16 protein-coding genes are annotated in these 20,103 nt (G+C 33.0%); 9 read left to right on the forward strand and 7 right to left on the reverse strand.

Annotation, left to right across the window (positions count from 1 at the left end):
* From ACFPTQ_RS10295 to ACFPTQ_RS10310, 4 genes are all read left to right on the forward strand, one after another.
* A partial coding sequence (locus ACFPTQ_RS10295; RefSeq protein WP_379777225.1) for a gliding motility-associated C-terminal domain-containing protein occupies positions 1-2,436 on the forward strand: 2,436 nt, incomplete at its 5' end.
* Between the two features lie 63 nt (positions 2,437-2,499).
* Complete coding sequence (locus ACFPTQ_RS10300) at positions 2,500-3,408, forward strand: type IX secretion system membrane protein PorP/SprF (RefSeq protein WP_379777228.1); 909 nt, start codon at positions 2,500-2,502, stop codon at positions 3,406-3,408.
* 11 nt (positions 3,409-3,419) lie between these two features.
* Complete coding sequence (locus ACFPTQ_RS10305; RefSeq protein ID WP_379777230.1) at positions 3,420-5,360, forward strand: OmpA family protein; 1,941 nt, start codon at positions 3,420-3,422, stop codon at positions 5,358-5,360.
* 77 nt (positions 5,361-5,437) lie between these two features.
* Positions 5,438-6,034 (forward strand): DUF2238 domain-containing protein, encoded by a 597-nt coding sequence (locus tag ACFPTQ_RS10310; protein ID WP_379777232.1) that lies wholly within the window; start codon positions 5,438-5,440, stop codon positions 6,032-6,034.
* A gap of 33 nt (positions 6,035-6,067) precedes the next feature.
* Here ACFPTQ_RS10310 and ACFPTQ_RS10315 read toward each other — a convergent pair whose 3' ends face one another.
* The 5 genes from ACFPTQ_RS10315 to ACFPTQ_RS10335 all read right to left on the reverse strand — a co-directional run bounded on the left by ACFPTQ_RS10315 (position 6,068) and on the right by ACFPTQ_RS10335 (position 10,769).
* Positions 6,068-6,505, reverse strand: coding sequence for a doxx family protein (locus ACFPTQ_RS10315; RefSeq protein WP_379777234.1), 438 nt, complete (start codon positions 6,503-6,505; stop codon positions 6,068-6,070).
* Between the two features lie 194 nt (positions 6,506-6,699).
* Complete coding sequence (locus ACFPTQ_RS10320) at positions 6,700-7,653, reverse strand: phosphoribosylaminoimidazolesuccinocarboxamide synthase (protein ID WP_379777236.1); 954 nt, start codon at positions 7,651-7,653, stop codon at positions 6,700-6,702.
* Positions 7,654-7,977: 324 nt separating this feature from the next.
* Positions 7,978-8,808 carry a Cof-type HAD-IIB family hydrolase gene (locus tag ACFPTQ_RS10325; protein ID WP_379777238.1) on the reverse strand — a complete coding sequence of 277 codons (831 nt, stop codon included), beginning with the start codon at positions 8,806-8,808 and terminating at the stop codon, positions 7,978-7,980.
* 104 nt (positions 8,809-8,912) lie between these two features.
* Positions 8,913-9,740 carry an SDR family NAD(P)-dependent oxidoreductase gene (locus ACFPTQ_RS10330; protein ID WP_379777240.1) on the reverse strand — a complete coding sequence of 276 codons (828 nt, stop codon included), beginning with the start codon at positions 9,738-9,740 and terminating at the stop codon, positions 8,913-8,915.
* A 78-nt stretch (positions 9,741-9,818) separates the two neighbouring features.
* Positions 9,819-10,769: a PhoH family protein gene (locus ACFPTQ_RS10335; protein WP_379777242.1), complete on the reverse strand. Its 951-nt coding sequence runs from the start codon at positions 10,767-10,769 to the stop codon at positions 9,819-9,821.
* 194 nt (positions 10,770-10,963) lie between these two features.
* Here ACFPTQ_RS10335 and ACFPTQ_RS10340 point away from each other — a divergent pair, with 194 nt between their 5' ends.
* The 4 genes from ACFPTQ_RS10340 (at position 10,964) to dnaN (ending at position 15,604) form a co-directional block, all read left to right on the forward strand.
* Positions 10,964-11,794, forward strand: a complete 831-nt coding sequence (locus ACFPTQ_RS10340; protein ID WP_379777244.1) for an SAM hydrolase/SAM-dependent halogenase family protein — start codon at positions 10,964-10,966, stop codon at positions 11,792-11,794.
* 97 nt (positions 11,795-11,891) lie between these two features.
* Positions 11,892-12,617 (forward strand): gliding motility-associated ABC transporter permease subunit GldF, encoded by a 726-nt coding sequence (gene gldF, locus ACFPTQ_RS10345; protein WP_379777246.1) that lies wholly within the window; start codon positions 11,892-11,894, stop codon positions 12,615-12,617.
* Positions 12,617-14,302, forward strand: a complete 1,686-nt coding sequence (gldG, locus tag ACFPTQ_RS10350) for a gliding motility-associated ABC transporter substrate-binding protein GldG (RefSeq protein WP_379777248.1) — start codon at positions 12,617-12,619, stop codon at positions 14,300-14,302. The genes gldF and gldG overlap by 1 nt, the downstream gene beginning before the upstream one ends.
* Before the next feature lie 183 nt (positions 14,303-14,485).
* On the forward strand, positions 14,486-15,604 hold the full coding sequence (gene dnaN / locus ACFPTQ_RS10355; RefSeq protein ID WP_379777250.1) for a DNA polymerase III subunit beta: 1,119 nt from the start codon (positions 14,486-14,488) through the stop codon (positions 15,602-15,604).
* Between the two features lie 248 nt (positions 15,605-15,852).
* Here the strand turns inward: dnaN and ACFPTQ_RS10360 are convergent, their stop codons facing one another.
* Together ACFPTQ_RS10360 and ACFPTQ_RS10365 are read right to left on the reverse strand one after the other, a co-directional pair.
* Positions 15,853-17,625 carry a MutS-related protein gene (locus ACFPTQ_RS10360; RefSeq protein ID WP_379777252.1) on the reverse strand — a complete coding sequence of 591 codons (1,773 nt, stop codon included), beginning with the start codon at positions 17,623-17,625 and terminating at the stop codon, positions 15,853-15,855.
* A gap of 67 nt (positions 17,626-17,692) precedes the next feature.
* Entirely contained in the window at positions 17,693-18,526 is an 834-nt protein-coding gene (locus ACFPTQ_RS10365) for a universal stress protein (protein ID WP_379777254.1), read from the reverse strand.
* 146 nt (positions 18,527-18,672) lie between these two features.
* Here ACFPTQ_RS10365 and mnmE point away from each other — a divergent pair, with 146 nt between their 5' ends.
* Complete coding sequence (gene mnmE / locus ACFPTQ_RS10370; RefSeq protein WP_379777256.1) at positions 18,673-20,073, forward strand: tRNA uridine-5-carboxymethylaminomethyl(34) synthesis GTPase MnmE; 1,401 nt, start codon at positions 18,673-18,675, stop codon at positions 20,071-20,073.
* Positions 20,074-20,103: the final 30 nt, after the last annotated feature.

The following is a 20,103-nucleotide window of genomic DNA, read 5'->3' on the forward strand; positions in this document are numbered from 1 at the left end:
GCTTCTATAGCTGCTCAAACCAATGTGGATTGCTACGGAAACAACTCTGGTAGTGTGACTGTGGCTGGTGCTAATGGTACTGCTCCTTATACTTATGCTATCGACGGTACTACTTTCGGTACTAGCGGTACTTTCGACTCTTTAGCTGCTGGTTCTTATACTGTAACTATCAAAGATGCTAACGGTTGTACTACTACTCAAGCGGTAACTATTACTCAACCTGAAAACGCTTTATCAGCTACGGCTTCTAACCAAGTAAATGTGTCTTGTAAAGGTGGTAACGATGGTTCGGTTGTGATTACTCCTGCTGGGGGAACTGCTGGATATACAATCACTCCTGATCAAACTGGTTTAACAGCTGGTGTACATACTTTCACTGTTACTGATGCTAAAGGTTGTAAAACAACTATCGATGTAACAATCTCTGAACCTGAAAATGCTTTATCTGCTACGGCTTCTAACCAAGTAAATGTGTCTTGTAAAGGTGGTAACGATGGTTCGGTTGTGATTACTCCTGCTGGGGGAACTGCTGGATATACAATCACTCCTGATCAAACTGGTTTAACAGCTGGTATACATACTTTCACTGTTACTGACTCTAAAGGTTGTAAAACAACTATCGATGTAACCATCTCTGAACCTGAAAATGCTTTATCTGCTACGGCTTCTAACCAAGTAAATGTGTCTTGTAAAGGAGGTAACGATGGTTCGGTTGTGATTACTCCTGCTGGGGGAACTGCTGGATATACAATCACTCCTGATCAAACTGGTTTAACAGCTGGTGTACATACTTTCACTGTTACTGACTCTAAAGGTTGTTCAACAACTATCGATGTAACAATCTCTGAACCTGCTAATCCATTAGCTTTAGCTGTTTCATCTAAAACAGATGCTTCTTGCTATGGTGCTAGTACTGGTTCGGTAACTGCTGGTGCAGTAACTAATGCTGTAGGAACGGTAACTTACTCTTGGAAAAATGCTGCGAATTCTGTTGTAGGAACTACAGCAACAGTAAATAATCTTCCTGCTGGAGTTTATACACTTACTGTTACTGATAATTGTTCTTCTCAATCTAATTCGGTTACTATTGGACAACCTGCTAATCCATTAGCTTTAGCTGTTTCATCTAAAACAGATGCTTCTTGCTATGGTGCTAGTACTGGTTCGGTAACTGCTGGTGCGGTGACCAATGCTGTAGGAACGGTAACTTATTCTTGGAAAAATGCTTCAAACTCTGTTGTAGGAACTACAGCAACAGTTAACAACCTTCCTGTTGGAACGTATACCCTTACTGTTACTGATAATTGTTCTTCTCAATCTAATTCGGTTACTATTGGACAACCTGCTAATCCATTAGCTTTAGCTGTTTCATCTAAAACAGATGCTTCTTGCTATGGTGCTAGTACTGGTTCGGTAACTGCTGGTGCGGTAGCTAATGCTGTAGGAACGGTAACATACTCTTGGAAAAATGCTTCAAACTCTGTTGTAGGAACTACAGCAACAGTAAACAACCTTCCTGCTGGAACGTATACACTTACTGTTACTGATAATTGTTCTTCTCAATCTAATTCGGTTACTATTGGACAACCTGCTAATCCTCTTGCCTTAGCTGTATCTTCTAAAACAGATGCAACATGTTATGGTGATAGTTCAGGTTCGGTAACTGCTGGTGCAGTAACTAATGCTGTAGGAACGGTAACTTATTCTTGGAAAAATGCTTCAAACTCTGTTGTAGGAACTACGGCAACTGTAAATAATCTTCCTGCTGGAACTTATACCCTTACTGTCACTGATAATTGTTCTTCTCAATCTAATTCAGTTACTATTGGACAACCTGCAGCAATAGAACCTATAAATATAGAAGCTGTTTGTAACACGGATCGTACTGAAATTATTAATTTAAATGGTTATCTTCCATCAGGTACTCCATTAAATGGAACTTGGATAGATGATAATACAAATGCATTAAACAATAATGAATTTAAACCGTTTAATGTTCCAACAGGAAGCTACACATTTGAATATCAAGTAACAGTTGGTCAGTGTCCTTTAAGTTATTTTGTGACAATTCCTGTTACTGATTTAGATTGTGGTTTAGTATTAGGTTGTGGAACTATTCTAGTTCACAATGCTTTCACTCCAAATGGAGACGGAACTAATGAAGTATTCAAAATTGACAATCTTGAAGATACTATTTGTTATCCAGAAAACACAGTTGAAATCTATAATAGATGGGGAGTATTAGTTTATGAAACCAAAGGTTACAATAACTCAGACAAGTCATTTAAAGGGTTCTCTGAAGGAAGAGTAACTATTGATAAATCTGCAGGTTTACCTACAGGTACTTACTTCTATATCTTGAATTATACATCTGTTGGTTTACAAGGTGAATTAATTCCTAATAAACAACAAGGATATTTATACCTAACTAGATAATAAACTCCAATTCTAACATACCAGAGGCTTTAAACAAGCCTCTGGATAAAAAAAAGAAACCAAATGAGAACAAAACTACTACTAATCGGTTTAATGTTTACAGCCGCGGTAAGCTATGCGCAACAAGATGCTCAATTTACCCAATACATGTACAACACTATAAACGTTAATCCTGCATATGCTGGATCTAGAGGAGCGATGAGTATCTTCGCTTTACATAGATCTCAGTGGGTAGGATTAGATGGTGCTCCTACTACTAATGCAGTTTCGATAAATACTCCTTTTAACAGCAGCAGAATGGGTTTAGGAGTTTCTATTATCAATGATAAAATTGGACCAACTACAGAAAATAATATTTCAACAGACTTATCATACACAGTACCTACTTCTGAAACGATGAAACTTTCTTTTGGTATTAAAGCTTCTGTAAACATGTTTGATCTGAATATCAACAAACTTAATGCGGAACAGCCAGATCCTTATTTGCAAGGATACAACAACAAAATATCTCCAAACATTGGAGCTGGTGTTTATCTACATTCTGATAAGGCCTATTTAGGATTATCTATCCCAAATTTTCTAGAATCTAACGTTTACAATGATAATGACAGAAAAGTAAATAAAGAGAAAATGAATTTTTATTTCATTGCAGGATATGTATTTGATTTAAATTACAATCTTAAATTTAAACCTGCATTATTAACTAAAATGGTTCAAGGGTCTCCATTACAAGTGGATGTTTCAGGTAACTTCTTGATAAGTGACAAATTTACTTTAGGACTAGCCTACCGATGGAGTGCATCGACAAGTGCTATGGCAGGATTTCAGGTATCGGATGCATTATATATTGGATATGGATACGATTTAGAAACAACAAAATTGGATAATTATAACTCGGGTTCACATGAAGTTTTCTTGAGATATGAAATTTTCAAAAAGAATAATAAAATCACAACTCCAAGATTCTTCTAAATACTACTATCATGAAAAAAAATATACTCCTTTGTATAGCTATGATAAGTGTTTTTTCATTTAACATTTATTCCCAAAAAGCTAAGTTAGCTAATGCCGATAAAAAGTACGACAACTATGCTTATATAGACGCTATTAAAACCTATGAAAAAGTTGCCGAAAAAGGATACAAGTCGGCTCCTATGTTTCAAAAAATAGGAAATGCTTATTATTTTAATGGTGAATTAGATAAAGCGGTAAAATGGTATGCTGAACTTTTTGCTATGCCCGAAACTACAATAGAACCTACTTATTATTACCGTTACGCACAATCCTTAAGAGCAATTGGTGAAAATAAAAAAGCAGATGAAGTTCTAAAAGAATTTGATAAAATTTCAGCTAATGATAGTAGAGCGAAACTTTTCAAACAAAACACTAATTATCTTGATGAAATAAAAGCTAATTCAGGACGATTCAAGATAGAAAATGCAGGTATTAATTCTAAATACTCCGATTACGGTTCTAGTCTCTATAATAACAAAGTTGTTTTTACATCTGCTAGAGATACCGGAAGTTTAGGTCAAAGAAAACACACTTGGACGGACCAACATTTTACTAACTTGTACAGTGCTGATTTAGATGAAAACATGTCTCCTAATAATCCAGTGAAGGCTTTTCGTAAATTAAATTCAAAATTTAATGAAGCCACTCCCGTATTTACTAAAGACGGTAAAACCGTTTATTTTACTCGAAATAATTATATGGATGGTAAAAAAGGTAAAAATGATAATGGGATTACTTTAATCAAAATCTATAAAGCTACATTAGATGGTGAAAATTGGACTAATATCCAAGAGCTCCCTTTTGACAGTAATAATTATAGCACGGCTCACCCAACTTTAAGCCCTGATGAAAAAACATTATACTTTGCATCAGATATGCCAGGTACATTAGGAATGTCAGACATTTTCAAAGTACAAATTAATGAAGATGGAACTTTTGGCACACCTGTAAATTTAGGCCCTACGATAAACACTGAAGGAAGAGAAACTTTTCCTTTTGTGAGTGAAGAAAATGAACTTTATTTTTCATCTGACGGACATCCAGGAGTTGGAGGACTAGATATCTTTGTATCAAAAATCAATGATGACGGTACCTTGAATAGGGTTCAGAATATTGGAATGGAAGCAAACTCCTCTAAAGATGATTTTGCATACTTAATTGACAGCAAAACAAGAAAAGGATTCCTTTCATCAAATAGAGATGGTGGTCTTGGATATGATGATATTTATAAATTTTTAGAAACTAGAAAACTCACTTGCGAACAAGAATTATATGGTGAAGTAACAGATCTTGACTCTAAATTACCTTTAGCCAATGCAAAAGTTACGTTGTTTGACAAGAAAATGAATCTTATCAAAACATTTAATACAGATGACAAAGGAAACTATAGTTTTACGGTAGAATGTGGAAAAATGTACACGGTAAGAGCTGAAAAAGAAGACTATGGTACTAATGAAAAACAAATCACAATTCCATATGAAAATGGTAGAACCTACTTACCTATTCCACTGGAAAAAGACCAATGTAAAGTAACCATTGGAGATGATTTAGGAAAATGTTTTGGAATCAAAAATATTTATTTCGACTTAGACAAGTCTAACATTAGAACCGAAGCAGCTCTTGATTTAGAAAAAATACTAGATGTACTAAATCAATATCCTACTATGAAATTAGATATTCGTTCACATACGGATAGTCGTGCTTCCCATAAATACAATGAAGCCTTATCAGATCGAAGAGCAAAATCAACCATCAGTTGGTTAATCAAAAATGGTGTAAATGCTGATCGATTAACAGGTAAAGGTTACGGAGAAAATCAATTAGTTAACCAATGTGCGGATGGAGTAAAATGTTCTGAAGAAGAACACCAAATGAACAGAAGAAGTGAATTTATTATAACGGCACTTTAATAAAAACCAAATCAAACTTAAACCTCGGAAATAGTAATTCCGAGGTTTTTTTATACATTTACTTTTTATCCATAGCTATGAAGTCAATCTATTTAATGCTCCTCACCTTTATAGGATTCTTTTCCTGGTCAATAATCAATCCTAAAGAGAGTTTTACCTGTTTTCTAGAAATCATTCCTACAATCATTGGATTTGCAATCTTACTCGCAACATATAACAAATTTAGATTTACTAATTTTACTTACTTTCTAATTCTTATTCATTGTATAATCTTATTTATTGGCGGACATTATACCTATGCCGAAGTACCTTTTTTTGATACAATTAAAGAAACATTTCATCAAAGTAGAAACAATTATGACAAAGTAGGTCATTTTGCTCAGGGCTTTATTCCTGCCATGATTATAAGGGAGTTATTTATAAGAAAAAAAGTAATTGCTAATAAACAGTTTTTTAATTTTATCATCGTTTGTATTTGTCTTGCTATTAGCGCTGCTTACGAATGGATTGAATGGTTTGTTTCTTTAGCAACTGGAGAAGGTGGTGATGCCTTTTTAGGAACACAAGGCGATGTTTGGGACACGCAATCGGATATGTTGTTTGCTACAATAGGAGCTGTTTTAGCTTTAATTCTATTATCTAAAACACAGGATAAGTATTTACAAAAACTGTAAATTCAATTTCAAAATTAACTTCGGTAATAAAAATCAATGATTATCTTCTGTATTATTTCTTAACAAATTTATAAGAACACATACAATAATAATATTTTTAACCACATACTGTCCTAATAAAGTAAAACTAAAAGAACTTTTATTAAAAGAAAGTTCCGGAAAAATAAAAAAAACCGAGAATGTAAAACTTAAATGGATGATCGCTAAAATTGTTGTTATTCGTTGTTTATAATTTAAAATAAAAAACAAACCTATTAAGGTCTCCCACATAGCCAAAACCAAATATGAAATATCCGAATGAACACCATTATTTATTAAAACATCTATCGTTTTTTTTGCAATATCTTCTGCGGGACTAAAATTTGGAAAAAATTTTAATACTCCAAAGACAAAATAAATCACTCCTATAGAAAAGATAATTAAACGATTTCCTGAAAACACTTCAGATAAAACAACATGAGTTTTTTTCATTATTTATAGATTGGTTTGTCTTTGTTAAGTGATTTTTCTTTAGCCTTCAAATAAGTACACCCAATTAGTAAAATACCCTAATCTATTTTACATGTTTTTTTGATAAACTTTAGATTAAAATAGTTGTATAAAAAAAGGTTTGAAAATTACTTTTCAAACCTTTTTTTTATGTCTTTAAAATTTTTAAATCAAGATTATAAACTAGACAAATAAGCAACAACATTCTTCTCTATTCTCTCATTGATGTTCGAAATATCTGCTTTTACAAATTTTTCTCCAATGATATTTTCATATAATTCAATATATCTATCGGATACTGTTTCGATATATTCGTCAGTCATATTAGGAATTTGTTGTCCTTCTTTTCCTTGAAATCCATTTTCAATTAACCAACGACGTACAAACTCTTTTGATAATTGTTTTTGCTCCTCTCCTTTTGCCTGTCTTTCTTCGTAACCTTCCGCATAAAAATAACGAGAAGAATCCGGAGTATGAATTTCGTCAATTAAAACAATCTGACCGTCTTTCGTTTTTCCAAATTCATATTTAGTATCTACTAAAATCAATCCACGACTGGCAGCAATTTCAGTTCCTCTTTGAAATAAAGCTCTCGTATATTTTTCTAAAACCAAATAATCTTCTTCAGTCACAATTCCTTTTGCTAAAATAGCTTCTCTGGAAATATCTGCATCATGTTCACCATTATCTGCTTTTGTAGTAGGCGTAATAATTGGTTCTGGGAATTTATCATTTTCTTTCAAACCTTCTGCTAAAGCTACACCGCAAAGTGTTCTTTTTCCGGCAGCATACTCACGAGAAGCATGACCTGACAAATACCCACGAATTACCATTTCTACTTTGAATGGCTCACACAAATGACCAACAGCAACACTAGGATCCGGAGTAGCAATCAACCAGTTTGGCACAATATCCTGAGTTAGTTCCATGAATTTTGTAGCAATTTGGTTTAGGATTTGTCCTTTATAAGGAATTCCTTTTGGCAAAACCACATCAAAAGCCGAAAGCCTGTCGGTTGCCACCATTACTAATAATTCGTCGTTGATATTGTAAACCTCTCTTACTTTTCCTCTATAAACCGATTTTTGACCAGGAAAATTAAAATTAGTGGTAGTGATTGTATTACTCATGTAAATTGAATTGAGATTATTTAATATGAATGCAAATTTAGGATTATTTTGAATAGAATGATAAAGAAAGTACTGCTAAACTCTCAAAATATTATTTATCGACTTTCTTGTTTTTATAACCATATAAGTCATTGAAGTTTTTAAAAACTTATTGAAGAGAATAAAAAGTACAAATAAGTTATTTCATAAATGAAAATCAAAAAAAAAAATCTGCTTATATCTGCGTGCCTAAATAAGTTCACGCAGATTTCCGCAGATTATTATTCAATTGAATCAGTGTCAATTTCTTTAATCAGTGTTCCAAAAAAAAAAAATCAGAAGTACTTATTCCGTTTCTAAGCTTATATTATTTAGAATTTTATCTGCAATATAATTAGCAACTCCATCTTCGTGGTTTTTAGAAATCACTTCTAGATGGGGTAATTTATTTTTCAAACTATCTGGTGCATTTCCCATCAATAATCCTTTGGCCGTTGCATTCAACATTCCTTCGTCGTTGTAACCATCACCAAAAGCTATAGTTTGATGAAATTCATAGCCTTCAATTTCAAGAATTTGACCAATAGCCACACTTTTATCCACATTTTTATTCATGAATTCTAAACAATGTGGTAAACTAAAGGCGTGACTAAAAGTATCTGGATGTTTTTCTAATATACTTTCCCTTAACTCTAATAATTTGGCATGACTATCGTGTTTGAAAAATATTTTTATAGCTTCAAAATCGTTCATTTCTTTGTAATTAACTAGTTCAGGAACGTAGGTTAATTCTTTTTGAAATTCTAATAATTTACTATCATGTTTATTGGTTTGCCAGACATTTTCTTTAAAAAGAACTGAAGTATATTCATCAGGGATCTCCATTTGCATCACTGATTTTACAGCTTCTCTATCCATATTTGTAGCAAATATCAATTCTTTATTGGGTGCATGGATACGGGCTCCATTAGAAGTAACTAAATATACAGGAAAACCCAAAGAAGAAACAATTGACATTGCATCAAGATGATGACGACCTGTAGCAACAATGATTAGATAATTTTGACGGCATAATTCATTAAAAACCTGTTTGGTGTATTCTGAAATTCGGTGGTCACTGTTCAATAAAGTTCCGTCTAAGTCACTAACAATGACTTTAATATTTTCTTTTATCATAAATTCATTTACTCTTATTCTTTGCAAAAATACCTAAAATGCTTTGAAGTCGACGTCTAACACTCTTGAAATAACAGCAAATTAACGTATGCTTACCTTATTTTTTACTTAAAACGAAGCCCAAAAACTCGATACCTAATTATTCTCCCAAACAATTGATACCCTAAAAAATTGCGAAGGATATTGAGCGCATTAGCATCAAAACCAATAGTGTTGCGTTTAAACTTCTTGGGTGGATTTTCGGCAATTTTTAATACTTTTTCAATAATTGATTGTTTCAAATCGGTATTCTTTTTGGTTTTACCTTCAACAATATGACTAATTTTAAGCATTAATTCGTTATAACATTTTAAAGGAGTGGTTTTACATTTGGATACATTTTTTTGAAAATTAGAAGGTGTATTTCCAAATTGAACCGTAGAAACACTAATATTAAAATTCATGAGTTCATAAGCCATACATTCTGAAAAACTCTCCACAGCATGCTTGGTAGAATGATAAAAACTACCCAATGGCAAATTGACCAGACCAGCAATTGACGAAATATTGATAAAATGTCCTTTTTCTTGTTTTCTAAAAACCGGAGTAAATGCTCGGCAAACTTTAACTACTCCTAACCAATTGACATCGACAATATGTTTAATTTGCTCATCCTCAGAAAATTCCACAAAACTTCTATAGCCTATTCCTGCATTATTTATTACAACATCTATTCTTTCGAAATCAGCAAGAATTTGCTCTTTAGCATTTTCGATACTAATTGTTGAAGTAACATCTATAATATAACAATGAATATTAGTCTTATTCTTGAGTTCAATTCCCTCTTCTAAACAGAGCATTGTAGCGATAACATTCCAATTATTTTTTGCAAAATGCAAAGCTAATTCCTTTCCTATTCCTGTTGCTGCTCCTGTTATAATTACGTTCTTCAATAGTTTACTGTTTTTATTAAAAAACTACGACCCTGATTAGGGTCGTAGCTACATGATATTTTAAGTTATTATAATTCTTTAATCAACGTTTTCGGTATATTTATAAGCGTCAATAATCTTTTTAACTAATCGATGTCTTACAATATCTTTATCATCTAGATAAATAATTCCAATCCCTTCAATATCTTTCAAAACCAATAACGCTTCTTTAAGTCCAGATATTGTTCTGCGTGGTAAATCTACCTGTCCAGGGTCACCAGTAACCATAAATTTGGCGTTTTTACCCATACGAGTCAAAAACATTTTCATTTGCGAATGCGTAGTGTTTTGAGCTTCATCCAGAATTACAAAAGCATTATCTAAAGTTCGTCCACGCATGAAAGCTAATGGTGCAATTTGAATAATTCCTTTGGCAATATAATCTTCTAATTTTTCATTCGGAATCATATCGCGCAAAGCATCATACAAAGGTTGCATGTACGGGTCTAGTTTTTCTTTCATATCACCAGGAAGAAAACCCAGATTCTCTCCTGCTTCTACGGCTGGTCTTGTTAAAATTATTCGTTTTACTTGTTTCTCTTTTAAAGCTTTTACAGCCATGGCAACACCAGTATACGTTTTACCTGTTCCTGCTGGCCCTACTGCAAAAACCATGTCATTTTTGTTAATAGTATCGACTAATAATTGTTGATTAGGCGTCATTGCTTTCACAATTTTACCACCTACTCCATGCACTAAAATTTTGTCATTTGGACTCATTTTTTTGTCGTCCTGAGGGTCTCCTAAAATAACACGTTCAATAACATTATCATCAATATTGTTGTAACGGGTAAAATGAAGCATCAATCTTTGAAAACGCCTTTCGAACTCGTCCAATATGTCTTTTTCTCCAAATGCTTTGATAGTTGTTCCTCTGGCAACTATTTTTAATTTTGGATAATATTTTTTAATGGTTTCAAGATGAGTGTCTTGAGCACCCCAAAACTCTTTTGGAGCGATGTCTATGAGCTCGATAATTCTTTCGTTCAAAGGGTATAATTTTACAGTTTTACTTAATCAATTTTAAAACTCCTCCAAAATGCTTTTCATCTTGGTTTTATTTGGTTACTAATTAGAATTTATTTTGGCTTTTTTGCAATTTTGAAATTACTATTATTAGCTTTGCATATCTCAAATTTAATGAAAATTAATTTTAGAATTCACCATTAGTTATAAACAAAAATATGTCAATAATTACCCTTACTACCGATTATGGCTTGAAAGACCACTTTGTTGGTTCGCTAAAAGGGAAAATTTTATCTGAGTATCCAGAAGCCCAAATTATTGATATTTCGCACGATATAGATCCCTTTAACATTGTAGAAGCCAGCTACATAATCAGTGCTTCTTATTCCAGTTTTCCCAAAGGAACAGTTCATCTTATTGGGGTCGATATGGAATTAAATAAGGAGAATCTTCATATTGTGATGCAATGGAACGATTCTTATTTTATTGCTGCCGATAACGGAATTTTAAGCATGCTTTCGCAAAAAATTGTTCCGCAAAAAATTGTAGCCATCAATATCCATGACCGTTTACCAAGTGATGCTTCTGGCTTGGACGTTTTTGTAACTGTGGCTTGCCATATTGCCAGAGGCGGCTTACTAAATGTTATTGGAAGAGAGATTAACACTGTAAAAGAAGTGACCGAACTAAAAGCCGTTGTTGCTAATGATAACAACAGTCTTAAAGGTCATGTTATATATATTGATCATTTTGGAAATGTGGTAACGAATATCACTAAAAAACAATTTCTGGAAGTTGCTAAAGGACGTCCTTATGAAATCCAAATGAAGACCAAAAACATCAAAACTATATTACCGAATTATTCGGCAATTGCAATTTCGGATAAATACCCGATTAAGAATTATGAAGGAGAGAAATTAGCCATTTTTAACGAAGCAGGCTATCTCGAAATTGCCATTTTCAGAAGTAATCCTTCTAAAATTGGTTCCGCAAGTAGTTTGTTAGGACTCAATTACCGTGATGTAGTTTCGATAGAATTTAAGAATTAAGATTTTAGATTAATGATTAACGATTTAAGATTTTTGAAGTAAAAAAAAACACAACTAATAACTCACAACTCATAACTCAAAACCCATAACTCAATATATGAAAGCCCTATTATTACGTGAAATTAAAACCTTTTTTGGTTCGCCAATAGGCTATTTAGTTATCGCTATTTTTCTTATCATCAACGGATTGTTCCTTTGGGTATTTGAAGGCGAATACAATATTCTAAATTCAGGATTTGCCGATATGACTCCTTTTTTCAGTCTAGCACCTTGGATTTTAATTTTCTTAATCCCTGCGGTAACAATGCGTAGTTTTTCGGATGAAAAAAAACAAGGAACACTAGAACTTCTCTTAACCAAACCTTTATCAATATGGCAAATCGTTAATGGAAAGTTTTTTGGTGCTTTACTACTAATCGTCATTGCTATTATTCCAAGTTATATTTATGTAGTAGTGATTTCTAGTTTAGGAATGCCTGAAGGAAATATCGATATGGGAAGCACCATTGGATCTTATTTCGGATTATTATTTTTAATTGCCGCTTATTCCGCAATTGGAATTTTTACTTCTACCCTATCCGATAATCAAATTGTAGCATTTATTTTAGCCGTGTTTTTATGTTTCTTTTTTTATTTTGGTTTTGAAGGATTTGCAACTATTGTCCCTGCTCTTTCTTCCAAAATTTCTGCTTTAGGTATGCAAAATCATTTTAAAAGTATGAGTCGTGGTGTAATTGACACACGCGATTTAACCTATTTCATTAGTGTAACTATAGCTTTTCTTTCGTTTACTGTTTACCAACTTAAATCATACCAATTATAATGATAGCAGCAAAAAAAAGAAATCTAAAATCGGTATTTATTATTGTTGCCGTTTTGTTAGTCATCAACTTCATTGGTAACTCCTTTTTTCATCGATTTGACTTAACAAAAGATCATCGCTACACGCTTTCGCAAACTTCTTTAGACATTATCAAACAAATTAAAGAACCACTTTCTGTCAAAATTTACATGGAAGGTGATTTGCCTGCTGAATTCCGAAGATTACAACAAGAAACCAAAGAATTACTGGAAGAATTCCAAGCATATAATTCCAATATTGTATTCGAATTTGTCAATCCGTTGGAAAACGAGGACGAAAGCATGAACAATATCAAAGCCTTATACATGAAAGGCTTAACACCTGTAAACATTACTGTAGACGACAAAGGAAAACAATCGCAAGAAATGGTTTTCCCTTGGGCTATTGCGGTATATCATAACAAAGAAGTCAATATTCCTTTGCTAAAAAACATCATGGGGGCTTCTACGACTGAAAAAGTAATTGGTTCGGTTCAGCATTTAGAATATTCTATTGCCGATGCATTGAATAAAATTACCAAAGAAAAACAAAAAAAGATAGCGGTAATCAAAGGAAATGGTGAAATTGAGGATATCCGAATTGCCAAATTTTTATTGCAAATTAGAGAAAGCTACCACATAGGCCCATTTACTTTGGATTCGGTTGCTAAAAATCCTATCGGTACCCTGGATGCATTGAAAAAGTATGATTTGGCGGTAATTGCCAAACCTACTGAAGCTTTTACAGATGCCGAAAAACAAGTCCTTGACCAATTTGTGATGAACGGAGGAAAAAGTATGTGGTTAATGGAGCAAACTACGGTCGAAATGGACAGTTTGTACAATGAAGCAGGTGCCACATTAGCCTTTCCTAGAAACCTAAATTTGAACGATATGTTTTTTAAATATGGCGTTCGAATTAATCCAGATATCGTTAAAGACGAATATGGAAGCCCAATTAAATTAGCTTCAGGCGAACAAGGAAGTGCAACTCAATACCAAACGTTCAATTGGAAATTTGCGCCATTAGTTACTCCTGAAAGCAAACACCCCATCGTGAAAAATTTAGGCGGAATCAAATTTGACTTTGCCAATCCAATTGATACTTTGAAAAACGGAATTAAAAAAACGGTTTTATTACAATCTTCTAAATACTCTAAAAAAGTGGGAACTCCTGCCGAAATTAATTTGAATAGTGTTACGGAAGAGACCAGTCCTAATCATTACATCAATACTGGAAATTTACCTTTGGCTGTTTTATTAGAAGGAAATTTTAATTCGGCATTCCAAAATAGAGTATTAGCATTCAAACAAAATGATTTTACAGCTACTGGAAAAACGAACAAAATGATTGTAATATCAGATGGGGATATCATCAAAAACCAATTGGATAAAAATTATGCACCGGTTGAATTGGGATACGATCAACGTTCTGGAAATTTATACGACAACAAAGATTTTTTACTGAATTGCGTGAATTATCTTTTGGATGATACTGGACTTATTAACATTCGTTCCAGAGATTTAGATCTTCCTTTATTAGATAAAGACAAAGTAAGCGAAAACTATAGTCTGACTCAAGTCATAACTATCGGGCTTCCAATCCTAATTCTAGGGATTTTTGGAGTCATTTTTAGTTTCTTCCGTAAAAGAAAATACAGTCGATAGATGTTAATAAAAATTTTTCTATACTCGATTTGTTTACGATATATTTGTAAAAATGTAGGATTGACTATTTCAGTAAAAAGAAATTCAATATTTTAAAAGAATACATTAAATCGTTCCATTTCTGAAAGAAAAAAACAGACTATTGGCGTAAGTTATTACAATAAAAAAACAAATAATCTTCATATGAAATTTATAGTATCGAGTTCGTACTTATTAAAACAATTACAAGTTTTAGGAAGTGTTATCAACAGTAGCAATACCTTGCCTATTTTAGATAACTTCTTATTTGAATTAGACAATAATGAATTAACGGTTTCTTCTTCTGATTTAGAAACAACAATGTCAGCCACTTTGTCTATCGATTCTACAAGTAAAGGAAGTGTTGCTGTTCCAGCAAAATTGCTTTTGGAAATCTTAAAAACTTTCCCAGAACAACCACTTACTTTTACCGTTGAAGAAAATAACACTATAGAAATCAGTTCTAATTCTGGTAAATATGCTTTAGCTTATGCTCCTGGTGAAGAATTCCCAAAAGCGGTAAACTTAGACGAACCATCGGTTACTTTAGTTCCTGCTGACGTTTTAGCAACTGCAGTAAGCAAAACAATCTTTGCAGCCGGAAACGACGATTTACGTCCTGTAATGTCAGGTGTATTCTTCCAGTTTTCACCACAAGGATTGACATTCGTGGCAACTGATGCGCACAAATTAGTAAAATATGCTCGTACTGATGTTACTGCTTCACACGTAGCTGATTTTATTATGCCAAAGAAACCTTTGAATATCTTAAAAAATATTCTTTCTACTTCGGATGCAGAAGTAAAAATTGAATACAACGATTCGAATGCTACTTTCTCTTTTGACAATTACGTATTGATGTGCCGTTTAATTGATGGAAAATATCCAAATTACGAAGCGGTAATTCCAAAAGAAAACCCTAATAAATTAATGATTGATCGTGCTCAGTTTTTGAGTTCTGTTCGTCGTGTAGCTATCTTCTCTAACAAAACAACGCACCAAATCCGTTTAAAAATCGCTGGTGCTGAATTGAATGTTTCTGCTGAAGATATTGATTATTCTAACAAAGCAGAAGAAAGATTGACTTGTGATTACCAAGGTGACGATATGCAAATTGGGTACAATTCTCGTTTCCTAACAGAAATGTTGACGAACCTACAATCAGACATGATAATGTTAGAAATGTCTTTACCTAACCGAGCTGGAATCCTAACCCCTATTGATGGATTAGAAGAAGGTGAAACTGTAACGATGCTTGTAATGCCTGTAATGCTAAATAGCTAATTTATTTTAGCAAAAAAAATGATATTGATAAATTTTAGTATATTTTATTTTTGATATTAAAATATATTACTTATCATTGCATCACCAAAAACGTATTAACCAACCATTTTTTATATTTTAAAAAACCGCGATTCCTCCTTGAAAAGCGGTTTTTTTTTGCTTTTTAGTAGCCTCGAATTCACGAATGAAATGCGCAAAATTACTTTAGACTCTAGATATTCTTCAAATAGTCTTTGATAAACAAAAAATCAAATAACCCCCATTTTTTTCATCAAGAATGTAGCGCTCTTATTTTTACAAATTCCACTACGAAGTTTGTAATCAAAATGCAGGTCATTGTTTTTAATTTCCACCTCAAAGCAATTATTACTTAATACGTTTGGAAATTCATTGGTAGTCAAACAAACTTCAATATCATGGGTGGCAATTGCACCAATGGCTTTTATAGAGATTACTTTTTTTAGCACTTCAATAGTTCCGTTTCGTTTATCATCCGAATTTGTTCCTCTCAAAATTTCGTCCAATAAAACAAAAGCAGGTTCAATTGTCAAACCATCCATAATTTGTTTTAAACGTTTAATTTCGGCAAAGAAATAGGATTCACTATCGGATAAAGAATCCGAAAGTCGCATAGAAACCAAAACAGGTAAAGGATGAACATGAGCTTCAGTAGCACATACCACCGAACCAGTTCCTGCCAAAACCATATTAATTCCTAAGCTTCGCAAAAAAGTACTTTTGCCCGACATATTAGAACCAGTCAAAATCATAAAAGATTGAGGATGAAAAGTGACATCATTCCCTACTCTACTTACTGGATTCAACAAAGGATGACTTAAATTAGTAAAATCTATTTTGAAATCATTAGTTAAAGTCGGATAAGCAAAATCTGGATTATTGTAAGAAAAGTTAGCCAAGCTATTTAGTTTTTCAAATTCACCAATCACTGATAACCATTCTTTTAAATCAGCTGCATGCTCTTTTTTCCAGTTTAAAAGCGCTTTTAAAACATGAAAATTAAACAAGAAGGTTCCATTAAACAAAACCGCTGTAAAAAGGTTTGCAACAGTATCATTTCTAGAAAACAATTCAGACAATTGTTTTAAATACGCACTAGATTGAGCTGCTTTTTGTTGTAACTGCTTTTGCAATTCCATTAACCTAGAGGATTCAAACGACTCATTTTCTATTTTTTCGAGTAATAGCCCATAATTCCCGATTATTTTATCAATATTATCCGAGCTCGCAATTTCGATTTTAATTCGTTTAAAGAACTTTCCTAAAACCATTAAATTAATCATAAATAAATAGCTCAAACTTTTAAGGAGAAGCAAATCGGAAGTGATTAAATAGGTAACAAAAGCAATTAGAAACAACAGTGGACTTATGAATGAGAAAAGCACAGTCCACTTTGGCAAATCCTCGCTATTAAATTTACTCCAACTCAATAACGATTGATAGCTCTTTTCGCTATCTTCAGTTACTTTGGCTAAAGCCAAAAACTCTTGACGAAAAGTTATTTTTTGAGTTAATTCCTTGATAGCTTCCTGGTTTTTCTGAATTTCCTCATTAGAAGATTTTTGCAACAAACTAGCTGCTAAAGTTTTTTTTCCAATAAATGTAGCCGTTCTGTTCAAATATTGAAACAAAGAATTATTCCCAAAAACATCCAAATCATAGGCATAAGGATGATGGAAATCAACAAATTCACCACCATTTTCGAAAGGAATTCCTTTTCTTTCTAAAAAAGTAATCTCATTGGTATTAATATCCAAAAGCGCCTGACTCATTTTTCTTTGAAACTGAAGCTTAGAATGTATTCGCATCAAAAAAAGGAAACCAACAAAAAACAAAGCTGCCAGACCCAACCAAATTATTTCATGTTGCTGAAAATAATAATAAATTGCAGTCAATGAGATTAATAAGCTCCCCAATCGCAACAAACTAATAAAATTATACTTGCTGTTGATGGAATTTAATTGGTCTGTAAATAAACGAACATGAGAAGAATATATATTCATAATGAGTTAAATGAATTACAAATATATAAGAGCCTTAACTATAAAAGAAAGAAATTCGCTTAAAATATCATTGAATAGGGATAACTAAAATAGGGACATCCCAATGTGAGGCACAATCCTTAGTTAAACTATGATGAAACAAACTTTTAAAGAAATTATGTTTATAGGTCAACATGGTCAAAATATCGATATCTTTAAAAAGGATAAAATCTAAAATGCTTTCCTTTACTTCTTCACTAAATACGATTGAAAATTCTACTGGATCATTTGCAAATTCTTCTTCCCATTGTTTAATCGTTTCTTTTGAAACATCGGAAGCATCTGTTTTAACATACAAACATTTGATTTTTGCCTTCATCTTTTTAGCTATTTCAACAACATTTTTCAAGGCTGGTTTGTCTTTTGGTCTAAATCGTGTCGTAAAACCTATTGTTTTAATAGGTTTATATTGAGCTACGGCAGGAATGCTTAAAACAGGAATATCCACATCTGAAATCACTGCTGTGGTATTGGTTCCTAAGAACAATTCTGTCCAACCTTTCTCCCCTTCGGTTCCCATTATAATGTAATCAATATGATCTTCTTTTATTGATTTTTCAATAGCGGTCAATAAACTACCATCCATCAATCGATGCAACATGTTTATATGATCTAAATTGCGTTCGTGAGCTATGGCATGCAGTTTAGGTAATTCTTCTTTAAAGACTTCAAACTGGCTTAATTCTACTGATTCATAAATTAACATGTAGTTTTCTGGAAAAAATTGACTATCAAAAACAGGTAAATCAAAGGCATGTAATAAAATCAATTCGCCCTCTATTCGATTGGCAAACTCTAAAGCGTGAACAAAAGCATTAGTAGCAGTCTCAGAAAAATCGGTTGGAAATAAAATTCGTTTCATTTAAATCAGATATAAAATTAAACATCAAAACCACAGAATAAAGTTACGATTTTAACGCCTTAATTCCCAACAATTACTACTTTTATATTTCTAGGCCAAGCGATACTTGAGTAGTTTTAGTACCTTTGCAACCAATACAGAAAAAAATGCTTAAAAATGATTCTATAGTAGCACTAGCTACCGCTTCCGGAACAGGAGCTATAGCCATTATTCGAGTTTCAGGAAAAGATGCCATAGGTATTGCTAATTCGGTTTTTAAATCAATCAAAAACAAAGATTTAACCCTGCAAAAATCGCACACGCTGCATTTAGGGCATATTGTGGATGGTACAAAAACCTTAGATCAGGTATTGGTTTCTGTTTTCAAAGGTCCTAATTCGTATACTGGTGAAAATACCGTTGAAATATCTTGTCACGGATCTACCTATATTCAGCAACAAATTATTCAATTATTACTTCGAAAAGGCTGTCGTATGGCCGATGCGGGCGAATTTACCCTACGCGCCTTCCTTAACGGAAAACTAGACTTATCGCAAGCCGAAGCCGTTGCCGATTTGATTTCGTCAGACAACGAAGCTTCTCACCAAATTGCAATGCAGCAAATGCGTGGTGGATTTTCAAATGAAATTGCAAAACTAAGAGAAGAATTATTGAATTTTGCTTCTTTAATTGAACTGGAATTAGACTTTGCAGAAGAAGATGTAGAATTTGCCGACCGAAGTCAGTTTCACGAATTATTGAACCGAATTGAATTTGTGCTTAAGCGTCTTATCGACTCTTTTGCTGTGGGTAATGTGATTAAAAACGGGATTCCTGTAGCTATTGTTGGTGAACCCAACGTAGGGAAATCAACCCTTTTGAACGCTTTATTAAACGAAGAACGCGCCATTGTTTCGGATATTGCCGGAACCACTCGTGATACTATTGAGGATGAATTAACGATTGGCGGAATTGGTTTCCGTTTTATTGATACTGCTGGAATACGCGATACTAAAGATGTAGTTGAAAGTATTGGAATCAAAAAAACTTTCGAAAAAATTGAACAAGCACAAGTCGTTTTGTATTTATTTGAAAGCTTGAAGTTTAAAGTTCAAAGTTCTGCATATATTGTGGAGATTGAAAAAATTAAAAATCAATTTCCATTAAAACCTTTGGTTGTTGTGATCAATAAATTGGATTTATTATCCGAAGAAGAAATTAACAACATTCGCAAAGCACTTGAAACTTTAAACCTTACACTAATATTTTTAAGTGCTAAACAAAAAATTGGCGTTGAAGATTTAAAAAACCAACTACTCTCTTTTGTAAATACTGGTGCATTACGTAACAACGAAACCATTGTTACTAACACCAGACATTATGATTCTTTATTGAAAGCCTTAGACGAAATTTCGAAAGTAAAATATGGTCTTGAAAGCAACCTTTCAAGCGACTTAATGGCACTGGATATCAAAGAAGCTTTGTACCAATTTGGGCTCATCACAGGTCAGGTTACAAATGATGAATTGCTGGGTAATATTTTCGCTAATTTCTGTATCGGCAAATAGCAAAACTAAATATCACAAGACATCAACAAA

Source organism: Flavobacterium sp. GCM10022190, from assembly GCF_042656445.1.
GTDB lineage: Bacteria > Bacteroidota > Bacteroidia > Flavobacteriales > Flavobacteriaceae > Flavobacterium > Flavobacterium nitratireducens.